This window comes from Diaphorobacter sp. J5-51, assembly GCF_001023515.1.
Classification (GTDB): Bacteria; Pseudomonadota; Gammaproteobacteria; order Burkholderiales; family Burkholderiaceae_C; genus Diaphorobacter; species Diaphorobacter nitroreducens.
Window position 1 is genome coordinate 81,289 of sequence record NZ_JSYI01000024.1, and the last position, 12,489, is coordinate 93,777.

Here is a 12,489-nt window from a genome sequence, read left to right on the forward strand (position 1 = left end):
AGTTGTGCGAAATTGCGTAGGCAATAGACAATCACGCACCTTGGCTTTGCAAATTTGCACATCACCGCAGAGGAGCCGCATGGATTGGGACAATTTGCGCTACTTCCTTGAGCTGGCGCGCACCGGCACGCTGGCAGGGGCCGCGCGCCGCACCGGTGTGGAACACACGACAGTGGCGCGGCGCATCCAGGCGCTGGAAAAACAGATGGGTGCGCCGCTGTTCGCCCGCGAGGCAGCGGGACACCGGCTGACGGAAACCGGCCGCCACCTGCTGCCCGCCGTCGAGGCCATGGAGGCCGCCGTGCTGGGGGTGGAGCGCGCATCGCCCGCCAACTCCCCGGGCGCGGGCCCCTCCGGACTGGTGCGCGTGGGTGCCACCGAGGGTTTTGGCACGGTGGTGCTGGCGCCGCATCTGGCGCGGCTCACGCAGAAGCACCCGCACTTGTCCATCGACCTGCTGGCCCTGCCGCGCATGCTGCACCTGAGCCGGCGCGAGGCGGACATCGTGATCTCCCTGGAGCGGCCCAAGCGCGGCTCGGTGATCGTCACCAAACTCGCCGACTACACCCTGCGTCTCTACGGGCAGCGCGAGTACCTGGCGCGCAGACCGCTGGTGGCCAAGCGTGAAGACCTGCGCCACCACGCCTTCATCAGCTACGTGGACGACTTGCTGTTCACGAAAGAGCTGCAGTTCATCGACCAGCTCTACCCGCCCGAGCGTTTTGCGCTGCGCAGCACCAGCATCACCGCGCAGTACGAGGCCGTGCGCGCCGGCGCGGGCCTGGCCGTGCTGCCCGCGTTCCTGGCCGACCGTGACCCTGTACTTGCGCGCGTGCTGCCGCACGAGGCCGAGTTCACACGCACCTTCTGGATGAGCATGCCGGCCGAGTCCAAGCACTTGGCGCGCATGCAGGCGGTGTGGGCCTTCCTGAAAGACGTGGGCCAGCGCGAGGCGGCATCGCTGGTCCCAGGTAAACCAGCGGCAGGCTAGGGCACGCTGCGGCATACAGAAAAAGGCCCCCGCATGCGGGGGCCTTGCGGACCAGGGGATCAGCAAGGATCAACCTTGCTCCTTGTTCTTGCCCGACGTGCCCTGGCTGGATGAGGTAGCGCTATTGCTGCCGCTGCTCTTTTGCCCGCTGCCGCCGCGCGAGGTGCGCCAGGTGTTGAAGTCATCGGCAAACTTCTCATAGCGCTCCTTGCGCCAGGAGTCGTAGTCGTCATCCAACTGGCGCAATTGGTCCTGGCGCCACTGGTGGTAGTCGGGGTCGTTCTGAAAGCGCCCGCGCTGCTCTCCGCCGGTGCCGGAGTACTGCGAACCAAAGTCCGCGTCGCGATGGCCTTCATAACCTTGGCCTTGGGAGCCGTACCCCTGCGAACCGTACCCCCCGTAGCCGCTCTGGCCCACGGGTGTCCAAGTCTTGCGCGATCGCGCCTGACCCTTGTCTTTCATGAATGGAGTGAGCTATGCAGAACGTTTCTGATGTGATGACCCGCGGGATCCGCACCATGGCACCCGACGACACCCTCACCACCGCCGCGCAGGCCATGCGCGAGTTGAATGTGGGAGCCTTGCCGGTGTGCGATGGCGAGCGCCTGGTGGGCATGGTGACGGACCGCGACATGGTGCTGCGCGGCCTGGCCGAAGAGCGCACCCACTCGCCTGAACGAGGTCATGTCCCGCGAGGTGTACTACGCCTACGAAGATCAGCCCGTGGACGAAGCCATCGCGTCCATGCGCGACATGCAGGTGCGGCGGCTGCCCGTGGTGGACCGTAACCAGCGGCTGGTAGGTATCGTGTCGCTGGGCGACGTGGCCACCAACGTGGACGAGCGCCAGTCCGGCACGGCGATCCGCGACATCTCCAGTCCTTCGGAGCCCAACCGGCGCAGCCAATCGGCCGCCAGCGGCGCCGCGGGCGGCGGCCAGACCTGGTGACGACACACGGCTGCACGCACTGCTGCCCCTCGCCACAGCGGGGCGCAGGCCCCGCTTTTTTATATGCGCCCCATCAGCAGCAGGATGAGCACGATCACCACCACCAGCCCGACACCACCGCCCGGACCGTAGCCCCAGGAACGGCTGTACCCCCAGGTCGGCAGCACTCCGATCAGGATCAGCACCAGGATGATGAGCAGCAGGAGGGAAATCGACATGGTTTTTCCTTTCGTTGGCAACGCGGGCATCGCGTGGCCTCATCGTGCGGGCGCTGGAGGCGCCCGCAGCTAGGCAGGCGGTGCATGGCGTGGTCAGGCAGCATGCCGAGCGGGCTGTAGGCCAAGGCCCCGCTCTTGCCTGGACAGTAGCCGGCGCTTTGCCATGCCGGCTGCGCGGGGCGCCCGCGTGCAGGTTCGCTGAAGGATGGGTTTGCCTGTGCGGCCCGGCCGCGCACAATGCACATGCCATGGTGTCAACGCGGCGCCATGGCCCCCGGCTTAGCGTGCCGCATGCAGAGCCCGCTGGCGCAACACCATGACAGCACCCACGGTTGATCCCAGGAATCCTTCCCATGAACTCTGTGTCAAAAGTGCCTGCAAGCCATACCGGAAGAGCGCTATCAGCTATTATTAACATAGCATTGACCGCCGCCGCCATGCTGGCGGGCGGCGAGGCGCTTTCCCAGGAGGTCGCACCCGTACACCCCGTGCCCGCGCGCGGTGAGGCGTCGGCGGAGGTAGTGGCTTCGGGCCTGAGCCATCCGTGGGGTCTGGCCTTCTTGCCGGGCGGGCGCTTCCTCGTCACCGAGCGGCCCGGCCGCCTGCGCGTGGTAGAGGCCGACGGGCGCCTGGGGCCGCCGCTGGCCGGGTTGCCGCAAGTGGCAGCGGGCGGGCAGGGCGGCCTGTTGGATGTGATCACCGATGCGGACTTCACTCGCAACCGGCGCATCTTCTTTTGCTACTCCGAACCCGCACCGAAGGGCGGCGGCAACAGCACGGCCCTGGCCAGCGCCACGCTGGCGCCGGACGCGGCGGCGCTGCAGGACGTGAAAGTGCTCTTCAGCCAGCGTCCCAAGGTGGCGAGCCAGTTGCACTTTGGCTGCCGCATCGTGCAGGCGCCGGACGGCCATCTGTTTCTCACGCTGGGCGAGCGCTACGGCCGCAAGGAGGACGCCCAGCGCCTGGACAACCACCTGGGCAAGGTCGTGCGCATAGCGCCCACGGGCGGCGCGGCGCCCGGCAACCCGCTGGCGGGCCGCGCGGGCGCGCTGCCGGAGATCTGGAGTTGGGGCCACCGCAACCCGCAGGGAGCGGCCTGGGGGCCAGACGGCCGGCTGTGGATCCATGAGCACGGCGCGCAAGGGGGCGACGAGATCAACCGCCCCGAAGCAGGCCGCAACTACGGCTGGCCGGTGATCACCTATGGCGAAAACTATGGCGGCGGCAAGATCGGCGAGGGCACGGCCAAGGCCGGCATGGAGCAGCCGCTGCATTACTGGGTGCCGTCGATCGCGCCGTCGGGGATGGCCTTTCTCACCAGCGACCGGTACGGCACGGCCTGGAAGGGGAGCCTGTTCGTGGGTTCTCTCAAGTTCGCACGGCTGCACCGGCTGGAGCTGCAGGGCGCGCAGGTGGTGCGCGACGAGTACCTGCTGGACGGCCTGGGCGCGCGCATCCGCGACGTGCGCCAGGGGCCGGACGGTTGGTTGTACTTGCTCACCGACAGCCCGGACGGGCAGTTGCTGCGCCTGAGGCAACCTTGAACACGCCTGCGCGAGGACGCGCCACAGTGCGGGACCGGCTGCGAGGGGGCGTCCCTGTGCCCGAATCGGGACATGCGGCGCACGGGGAACTTGCGCGCCGTTGCCCCGCTGCTACCCGTAGCGCCTGCGACAATGACCGCCCGACTGAACAACGATGACCGCCATGCTGCTTGACGCCTCCGAATCCCAACTCGTTCTCGTGGATTACCAGGAACGCCTGATGCCCGCCATCTTCGAGGCAGAAGCCGTACTGGCCAACGCGCGCAGGCTGGCGCAGATTGCCAGGCTGATGGACGTGCCGGTGTGGGGCACGGAGCAGAACCCTTCGCGCCTGGGACTCAACGACGCCGCGTTGCGCGCGCTGTGCCAGCGCACCTTGTCCAAGATGCACTTCAGCGCCACCGAGGAGGGCCTGGGCGAGTGGCTGCGCCCGCCCGCCAAGGCCCAGGGCGGCAATGCGCGCAGCCTGCCCAAGCATCTGCAAAAGGGCCGCGAGCCCCAGGCGCCGGAGCGCGCCACCATCGTGGTGGCCGGCTGCGAGGCCCATGTCTGCCTGCTGCAGACGGCGCTCGATCTGCTGGAGGATGAGTTCGAGGTGTGGGTGGTGACGGACGCCTGCAGCTCGCGCACGGAGCGCAACCGCGACGCCGCCTTCGACCGACTGGCCGGCGCCGGCGCCGAGCTGGTAACCACCGAGATGGTGGCCTTCGAGTGGCTGCGCAGTTGCGAGCACCCGGCATTCAAGGAGATGCTGGCCTTGGTCAAATAGGCCTCTCAGGCACACCCACCAAGCGCAAACAGCTATGAATAGTGAAGCGCAAAGGTGGGCCGGGCGTAGAGGGTGCGGCGAGCGCCGCGTCAAGGACCGCGTCTGGGACCGCGTCGGCGACCGCGTCAGCTTCCCGCAAGCGCGGCATGAATAATTATGAATTTTGGATAACCACCGACCCGCGCCACGTCGGCGCGGAGGATTCCAAGGAGACAGCACCATGGCCGCCGACTATGCCGAGTTCTACCGCCGCTCCATCGACGAGCGCGACGCCTTCTGGGCCGAGCAGGCTCGCCTGATCGATTGGCAGCAGCCGCCGCAGCAGATCTGCGACTGGAGCAACCCGCCCTTCGCCAAGTGGTTCGTGGGCGGCACCACCAACCTGTGCCACAACGCGGTGGACCGCCACCTGGCCGAGCGCCCGCTGCAAAACGCGCTGGTGGCCATCTCCACCGAAACCAATACCGAGCGCGCCTACACCTACGCCGAGCTGCACCAGGAAGTGCAGCGCATGGCCGCCAGCCTGCAGACGCTGGGCGTGCGCCAGGGCGACCGCGTGCTGATCTACATGCCCATGATTGCCGAGGCGGCGTTCGCCATGCTGGCGTGCGCGCGCATCGGGGCCATCCATTCGGTGGTGTTCGGTGGGTTCGCGTCGTCGTCGCTGGCTTCGCGCATCGAGGACGCCGAGCCCACGGTGATCGTGAGCGCCGATGCGGGCTCGCGCGGCGGCAAGGTGGTGCCCTACAAGCCGCTGCTGGACGAGGCCATCGAACTGTCGGCCCACAAGCCCGCGGCCGTGCTGCTGGTGGACCGTGGCCTCGCGCCCGCCGCCATGCGCGCGGGCCGCGACCACGACTGGGCGGCACTGCGCGCGCGGCACATGGATGCACAGGTGCCGTGCATCTGGGTGGACGCCACGCAGCCCAGCTACACCCTGTACACCAGCGGCACCACCGGCAAGCCCAAGGGCGTGCAGCGCGACACGGGCGGCTACACCGTGGCGCTGGCGTCCAGCATGCGCCACATCTTCGAGGCACAGCCGGGCGACACCTATTTCTGCACCAGCGACATCGGCTGGGTGGTGGGCCACAGCTACATCATCTACGGCCCGCTGATTGCCGGCATGACCACCATCCTGTACGAAGGCCTGCCGGTGCGGCCCGACGCGGGCATCTGGTGGAGCATCGTCGAGAAATACCGGGTCACGCACATGTTCTCGGCCCCCACGGCGGTGCGCGTGCTCAAGAAGCAGGACCCGGCCTACCTGAAGAAATACGACATCCGCAGCCTGAAGGCGCTGTGGCTGGCGGGCGAGCCCCTGGACGAGCCCACGGCCCAGTGGATCAGCGACGCGCTGCAGGTGCCCATCATCGACAACTACTGGCAGACCGAGACCGGCTGGCCCATCCTCACGCTGTGCAACGGCGTGCAGAAGCAAACCTCGCGCTTCGGCAGCCCGGGCAAGGCCGTGTACGGCTACAACGTCCAGTTGATCGACGAGGCCACCGGCGAGGAGCTGACCCAGCCCAACCAGAAGGGCGTGGTGGCCATCGAGGGGCCGCTGCCCCCTGGCTGCCTGCAGACCGTGTGGCGCAACGATGATCGCTTCGTCAACACCTACTGGAAGAGCATTCCCGGCCGGCTGGTCTACAGCACGTTTGACTGGGGCATCCGCGATGCCGATGGCTACTACTTCATCCTGGGCCGCACCGACGACGTGATCAACGTGGCCGGCCACCGCCTGGGCACGCGCGAGATCGAGGAATGCATCGCCGGCCACCCCAATGTGGCCGAGGTGGCCGTGGTGGGCGTGGCCGACGCGCTGAAAGGCCAGGTCGCGATGGCCTTCGCGGTGCCGCGCGATGCCTCGGGCCTCACCGACGAGGCCGCGCGCCTGAAGCTGGAAGGCGAGGTGATGAAGCAGGTCGATACCCAACTGGGCGCCGTGGCCCGCCCGGCGCGCGTGCTGTTCGTGACGATGCTGCCCAAGACCCGCAGCGGCAAGCTGCTGCGCCGCGCCCTGCAGGCCGTGGCCGAGCGCCGCGACACGGGCGACCTGACCACCATGGAAGACCCCGTGGCACTGCAGCAGATCAAGGAACTGCTGGGCTGACGCGCGGCAATTTGCTCTTGATTTGATAGCTTCTAGCGCTTGATGGACGGGCGCTGGAAGCTTTTTTATTGCTTGATTCGATACGCCATCAGGCGGCTATCGCCGCCGCCGGTGGTACGGGCGCGGCGGCCTGGCTTGTGGCGCGCCATGGTGCGGGGGCCTGCCAGGCCTTCGCCCAGTCCATGAATTGCTCCACGGGCATGGGCATGGCGATGCAGTAGCCCTGCGCGTGGTGGCAGCCCATCTGCAGCAGTGCCAGGCCTTGCTCCACCGTTTCCACCCCTTCGGCCACGATGCCGCAGCCAAAGGAATGCGCCAGGCCGATCACGCCCTGCACAATGGCCCGGTCGCCCGCATCGCCCAGCATGCCGGCGACGAAGCTGCGGTCCAGCTTGAGGTGGTCCATGGGCAGGCGGCGCAGGTACGCCAGCGACGAGTAGCCCGTGCCGAAGTCGTCGAACGAGATCTGCATGCCCAGCGCACGCAGTCTGGTCAGCTCCCGCGCCACGTGGTCGATGTCGTAGAGCGCGGCGCTTTCGGTGAGCTCGATGGCCAGCAGCCGCGCCGGCACCGCGGGGTGCTGCGCCAGGCGCAACGCCATCCAGTCCGCAAAGCCCCGGCGGTGCAGGTGCTCGGGCGTGATGTTGATGCTGACGGGCAGTTCCAGACCCTGCGCCATCAGGCGGGCGATCTGCTGCAGCGCGGTGTCCACCACCCATTCGCCAAAACGCATCTGCAGCTCGGTGTGCCCTTCGATGAGGTGCAGGAAATGCACGGGCGACAGCAGGCCGCGCTCGGGGTGCTGCCAGCGGGCCAGGGCCTCGGCCCCCACCACGGTGCCCAGCCGCATGTCCACTTTGGGCTGCAGGAACAGTGTCAGTTCGCCACGCTGCAGCGCGCGCAGCAGTTCGCCGCACTGCTCGCGCCGCAGTTGCCGGGCGCGCTCCTCGGCGGCGTCAAAGCCATGGAAGCGGTTGCGCCCCGCCTGCTTGGCCGCATACATGGCCTGGTCGGCGTGGCGCAACAGGGTGTCGGCGTCGGCCTCATCGTCGGGGTAGAGGGTGTAGCCGATGCTGGCGGTGACCAGCACGCGCTCGCCGTCCAGCGTGTAGGGGGCCGCGACGCTCTCCATCACCGTATGCAGGCGCCGCTCGCATTCCTCGGCATGGGCCAAGCCCGACAGCAGGATCACGAACTCGTCCCCGCCCAGCCGCGCCACTGAGTCGCTCAGGCGCAGGGCGCGCTTGAGCCGCTCGGCCACCACCACCAGCAGCCGGTCGCCCGCCGCGTGGCCCAGGCGGTCGTTGACGGGCTTGAAGCCGTCCAGGTCCAGGTAGGCCACGCCCAATTGCTGGCCGCGCGCACGGCTGTGCTCCATGCCTGCGCGCAGCCGCCGCTCCAGCATCACCCGGTTGGGCAGGCCGGTGAGTGCGTCGTAATGGGCCATGCGCTCCAGTTGCCGCTCCTGCTGGCGCTGGCTGCTCACGTCGATGGACATGCCCACCATGCGCGCGGGCTGCCCGGCGGTGTCGTACGCCACCACCTTGCCCACGCTGCGGATCCAGCGGCCGCCGCCCTGGGGGGCAAGCACCTCGCAGGTCACGTCGAACGGTTTGTGCGGCTCCTGCAGGTGGCGCCGCAGCTCCTGGGTGACCACGTCGATGTCTTCCGGCGTGATACCCGACGCCCAGTGCACGGCAGCGCTGGCCCCGGGCTCCACGGGCGCCAGCCCGTACATTACGCGCCAGCGCGCGTCGCCCGTGACTTCGCCGCTGTGCAGGTTCCAGTCCCACAGGCCCAGCGCCGCCGCCTCGATGGTGAGCGACAGCAGTTCCTCGCGCTCGCGTACGCGCTGTTCGGTCTGCTTGCGCTCGGTGATGTCGTGCAGGCCGAACAGCCAGCAGGCCTCGCCGTTCACTTCGATGGGGCTCATGGACTGCAGCACGGTGCGCTTGTCGCCGCCGCGCGTGGTCAGTTCCAGCTCGTAGCCTACGAGCTGCCCTTCGGCCGTCGCCGCCTCCAGCAGCGCCGCGCGGGTGGGGGGCGGAGTAGATGCCCAGTTCCACCACCGTGCGCCCCACGGCTTCCTGGCGGGTGTAGCCCAGGGCCTGCTCCCACGCCGGATTCACGTCGAGGTAGGTGCCGTCCTCGCGGCGCGAGAACCCCAGCGGGTAGGGCAGCAGCTGGAAGATGCGCGCCAGCCGTTCTTCGGAAGAACGCAGCCGCTGCGCCGCGCGGCGCGGCTCGTCGATGTCCTGCAGGATGCCGCGCACGCGCACCACGCGGTCGCCCTCGATGATGGGCTCCCCGCGCACGCGCACCCAGACCAGGCGCCCATCGGCGCGCACGATCTCGATTTCCTGGCTCCACACAGTGCGCTTGCGCAGGCAGTCGCGCAGGGCTGCGTGCATGGCTTCCCGCCAGACGGGTGCGACGAACTGCTGCACGTAGTCGCGCGGCAGCGGCGTGCCCGGGTCCAGCCCGTGGATGTCGAAGCACACGTCGGACCAATAGGTGATGCCCTTGCCCGGCTCTTCCTCCCACACGCCCAGCCGCGCCATCCAGCCCGCCTGGCGCAGCAGGCGGTTGGCGGCGAGCAATTCATCGCGCACACGGCGCTCCTGCGTCATGTCGTGGAACACGAAGACCAGGCAGTCCTCGCCCTCAATGCGCGACACCCGTCCCGACATGAGGCCCGGCACTTCGGCGCCGTCGCGCAGCGCCGTCATTGGCAGGCCGCGGACCTCGCCCTGGTTGCGCAGCGCCTCGGTGAGGCGGGCGCGCTCCTGCGTGTCGCCCCACACGCCCAGTTCCATGGACGAACGCCCCAAAATCTGGTCGCGCGGCTTGCCCAGCAACCGCTCGAACGCAGGGTTCACGTCCAGGTAGCACCCGTCGGACAGGCGGGTGATGCCCGCGGCGTCGGGCAGAGTCTGGTAGACGGTGGTGTATTTGGCTTCGGACACGCGCAGCGCGTCGCGCATCTCGTGGTGCTCGGTGATGTCCAGGTCAATGCCGGCCATGCGCAGCACGCGTCCGGCGGAGTCGCGCTCCACCGCGTGCCCGCGCGAGACCACCCAGCGCCAGTGGCCCTCGTCATCGCGCATGCGCGACTCTGCATGGAAGCTCTCTTCCAGTCCGTCCTGCACGCGCTGCAGGTACGCGCCCAGGCGCTCGCGGTCGTCGGGGTGGCGCCGGGCGTTCCAGCGTTGCCATGACTCGCGCACATCGAAGGCGCGCAGCGGTGTGAAGTCCTCGTCGTCGGGGCTGTTGGCCAGGCCAAAAGCCCGGTAAAAGCGCCCGTGGTAGGTAAAGCGGCTGTTGCGCAGATCCCATTCCCAGCGCCCGCCGCCCGAGGCCTTGAGCACGCGCAGCAGCTCGTCCTCGTGCTGCCCCAGCGTCTGCAGCGACCGGGCCCGCGCACGCAGCAGCTCGACGGCGCCGCACAGCGCCACCACGCCGAAGGCGTAGCGCCAGGGAATGCCCTGCCACGGGGCCGATCCCCCCTGCGCGGCGAGGGCGCTGGCCGTCTCGGTCCAGGGCAGCAGCGCGGGCGGAGCCAGCACGGTGAGCGCGACCACCAGCGATATCGCCGTCAAGCGTGTCGAGCGCCCCAGCGGCCACGCCACCGCACAACGGCCCGAACAGGAACGCGGCGGAAACGATGATGGGCGGGTGGATGTACGCCACTCCGGGCGCGTCTAGGGCCTGTTCACACTATTTTTGCCAGTGCGAATGGCGTGAAAACCGCGCCAATCTAGGCGCGTGACGACGCCAAGGCCGGGGCCTTGGCTAGGAGGGCAACGACGAATGGCGCGGTTCTCACTCCGTTCCCTCCGGGTTGCGATCAAAAAGGGCCATTCGCGGCGTTGCCAAGCCTCGCTGGGGTAGCACCCCAGCTTCGTTTGGCGCCTTGCGCCTGGCCCTTTTTGATCGCAACGCATCTGGCAAAAATAGTGTGAACAGGCCCTAGCGGCATGCCCTGCAGGGCCACCAGCGTCGACGCAGCCCCGGCCACCAGGCCCAGCGCGATACGCACGCCGCGCGAGGGTTACAGCAGGACGGATTGCGGCAGCGCGGTCGCCCCGGCGATCAGCAGCAGGTGCACGATGCCGGAGAGGAACACCTCAGTGGGCATATCCCTCCTGTGCATCCGCGCGCTGGTCGTCCCCGCGGTCCCCGCCGTCCTGGCGCAATGGCGCAGCGCCCGCGGGCCGCGGCCCGGGGATGCGTGCAACGGCAGGGAATACGGCGAAGGCGCAAGGCGACATGTTTCAGAGTGTATTGCGCCCGGCGGTCCATGTGCGTGCCGCGCGTCGCGCAGCGGACCCGCAGGCGTCGGGTGAAACCCTGCCGCGGCGCGTCAGGGCGCCTTTGTACCCGGCCGCACCGCGCCGCCCACCAACCCCGTGGAGAGCGCCGTGCCGCACGCAATGACCACGCCGCAGCCCAGCATCCACGGCGTCACCGCTTCGCCCAGAAACACCGCGCCGTAGAACACTGCGAACACGGGCGCCAGGAAAGTCACGGCCAGCGCCCGGCTGGGGCCGGCATTGGCAATCAGGCGAAAGTAGAGGATGTACGCAATGCCCGTGCACAGCACGGCAATGGCGGCGATGGCCGCCCAGGCGCGCAGGCTCGGCGTCTGCGCGGGCCAGGCCCACCACATGGGCAGGGCCAGCCCGAGCGCCGCGCCCACCTGGCTGCCCGTGGCCGTGGCCAGTGGCGGAATGCCCACCAGGTAGCGCCGTGCGTAACTGGCGGCCACCGCATAGCAGGTGGACGCCAGCAGGCACGCCGCAATGGCCCAGCCCGCCTGACTGCCGCTGGCGCCCACGCCAGCCGGTGCGCGCCAGGCCAGCAGCGCCACGCCGACGAAGCCCAGCGCCAGCCCCGCCCAGCGCAGCCGGCTGATGCGGTCGCCCAGCCACAGCCAGGCCACCAGCGCGCCGAACAGCGGCACCGTGGCATTAAGAATCGATGTCAGCCCGGTGGCGATGTGCATCACCGCCCAGGCGAACAGCGCGAACGGGATCGCCGAGTTGATGAGCCCGGCGAACAGCACGGGCTGCCAGTGGCGCCGCAGCGCGGGCCATTCGCCCCGGTGCAGCAGGAAGGGCCAGAGGAACAGGGCGGCCATCAGCACGCGCAGCCCGGCCATGGGCAGCGGGCCGAACTCGGCCGCGCCCAGGCGCATGAAGAGGAACGACGCCCCCCACAAGCTGGACAGCAACACGAACTCGCCCACCCAGGCGGGCGCTTGGGGGGAGAGGGCCTCAGCGCTCGTGTGTGGTGCTGTCATGCGAAATTCAATAGAGGGGTGAAGGGAATAGCGCGGGCTTGCGGGCCCGACTCCAGCGCCAGCAGTGCCTTCTTGCGCGGCAGCCCCCCCGCGTAGCCGGTGAGGGCGCCCGCACTGCCGACGGCGCGGTGGCAGGGCACGACGACGCTGAGGGGGTTGCGCCCCACGGCCGCGCCCACGGCACGCACCGCGGTAGGCCGGCCGATCTGGCGTGCCAGCGCGCCATAGCTGGTGGTGGCGCCGTGCGGAACGGCCAGCAACGCCTGCCACACGGCCTGCTGGAAGGGTGTGCCGCCCGACAGGTCCAGCGGCAGATCGAACCGCGTGCGTTCGCCCCGCAGAAACTGCTGCAGTTGCTGGGCCGCCGCGCGCAGCACGGGATGCGCATCGTCTGTGGGCCACGCGGGCGCGGCATCCAGTTGCGCGGGCTGGTGGCGCTGGCCGTCGAACCAGAGCCCGACCAGGCCTTTCGCGCTGGCGGCCAGGCGCACGTCGCCCAGGGCCGTTGCGATGCGGCTTTGCACGGTGTCGCGGGGGTATTGCATGGTGAATCCTTCATTAACAGGCCGTTGAAAAAGTGCTTTTCGAACGCATCAGGGAC

The 12,489-nt window shown here is 69.0% G+C and carries 11 protein-coding genes and 1 pseudogene; 6 read left to right on the forward strand and 6 right to left on the reverse strand.

What is annotated here, in order from left to right:
* The first annotated feature begins 79 nt into the window (after window positions 1-79).
* Window positions 80-991, forward strand: coding sequence for a LysR family transcriptional regulator (locus OX89_RS03435; protein WP_047349563.1), 912 nt, complete (start codon window positions 80-82; stop codon window positions 989-991).
* A gap of 69 nt (window positions 992-1,060) precedes the next feature.
* On the opposite strand, the gene OX89_RS03440 is transcribed toward OX89_RS03435, so the two are convergent.
* Window positions 1,061-1,453, reverse strand: a complete 393-nt coding sequence (locus tag OX89_RS03440) for a hypothetical protein (RefSeq protein WP_047349564.1) — start codon at window positions 1,451-1,453, stop codon at window positions 1,061-1,063.
* Between the two features lie 56 nt (window positions 1,454-1,509).
* On the opposite strand from OX89_RS03440, the gene OX89_RS18955 reads away from it, so the two are divergent.
* Together OX89_RS18955 and OX89_RS18960 are read left to right on the forward strand one after the other, a co-directional pair.
* Window positions 1,510-1,779, forward strand: coding sequence for a CBS domain-containing protein (locus OX89_RS18955; RefSeq protein ID WP_234305493.1), 270 nt, complete (start codon window positions 1,510-1,512; stop codon window positions 1,777-1,779).
* A complete protein-coding gene (locus tag OX89_RS18960) occupies window positions 1,676-1,939 on the forward strand; it encodes a CBS domain-containing protein (protein ID WP_234305490.1) in 264 nt (87 codons plus the stop codon). Before OX89_RS18955 ends, OX89_RS18960 begins: the two co-directional genes overlap by 104 nt.
* Before the next feature lie 59 nt (window positions 1,940-1,998).
* Here the strand turns inward: OX89_RS18960 and OX89_RS17945 are convergent, their stop codons facing one another.
* Window positions 1,999-2,157: a DUF3309 family protein gene (locus OX89_RS17945; protein WP_011805256.1), complete on the reverse strand. Its 159-nt coding sequence runs from the start codon at window positions 2,155-2,157 to the stop codon at window positions 1,999-2,001.
* A gap of 353 nt (window positions 2,158-2,510) precedes the next feature.
* On the opposite strand from OX89_RS17945, the gene OX89_RS03450 reads away from it, so the two are divergent.
* From OX89_RS03450 to OX89_RS03460, 3 genes are all read left to right on the forward strand, one after another.
* Window positions 2,511-3,701 carry a PQQ-dependent sugar dehydrogenase gene (locus tag OX89_RS03450; protein WP_369799236.1) on the forward strand — a complete coding sequence of 397 codons (1,191 nt, stop codon included), beginning with the start codon at window positions 2,511-2,513 and terminating at the stop codon, window positions 3,699-3,701.
* Between the two features lie 163 nt (window positions 3,702-3,864).
* Window positions 3,865-4,470, forward strand: a complete 606-nt coding sequence (locus tag OX89_RS03455; protein ID WP_041836284.1) for an isochorismatase family protein — start codon at window positions 3,865-3,867, stop codon at window positions 4,468-4,470.
* 220 nt (window positions 4,471-4,690) lie between these two features.
* Window positions 4,691-6,586: a propionate--CoA ligase gene (locus OX89_RS03460; protein WP_047349565.1), complete on the forward strand. Its 1,896-nt coding sequence runs from the start codon at window positions 4,691-4,693 to the stop codon at window positions 6,584-6,586.
* An 88-nt stretch (window positions 6,587-6,674) separates the two neighbouring features.
* On the opposite strand, the gene OX89_RS18965 is transcribed toward OX89_RS03460, so the two are convergent.
* The 4 genes and pseudogenes from OX89_RS18965 to OX89_RS03475 form a co-directional block, all read right to left on the reverse strand.
* The gene (locus OX89_RS18965; protein WP_369799240.1) at window positions 6,675-8,711 is read right to left on the reverse strand and encodes an EAL domain-containing protein; all 2,037 of its coding nucleotides are present in this window, start codon (window positions 8,709-8,711) and stop codon (window positions 6,675-6,677) included.
* A pseudogene (locus OX89_RS18970) lies at window positions 8,704-10,215 on the reverse strand (PAS domain S-box protein); the annotation flags it as partial. The gene OX89_RS18965 and the pseudogene OX89_RS18970, both read right to left, overlap by 8 nt.
* Before the next feature lie 734 nt (window positions 10,216-10,949).
* On the reverse strand, window positions 10,950-11,888 hold the full coding sequence (locus OX89_RS03470) for a DMT family transporter (protein ID WP_047349566.1): 939 nt from the start codon (window positions 11,886-11,888) through the stop codon (window positions 10,950-10,952).
* Complete coding sequence (locus tag OX89_RS03475) at window positions 11,885-12,433, reverse strand: methylated-DNA--[protein]-cysteine S-methyltransferase (RefSeq protein WP_047349567.1); 549 nt, start codon at window positions 12,431-12,433, stop codon at window positions 11,885-11,887. The genes OX89_RS03470 and OX89_RS03475 overlap by 4 nt, the downstream gene beginning before the upstream one ends.
* Window positions 12,434-12,489: the final 56 nt, after the last annotated feature.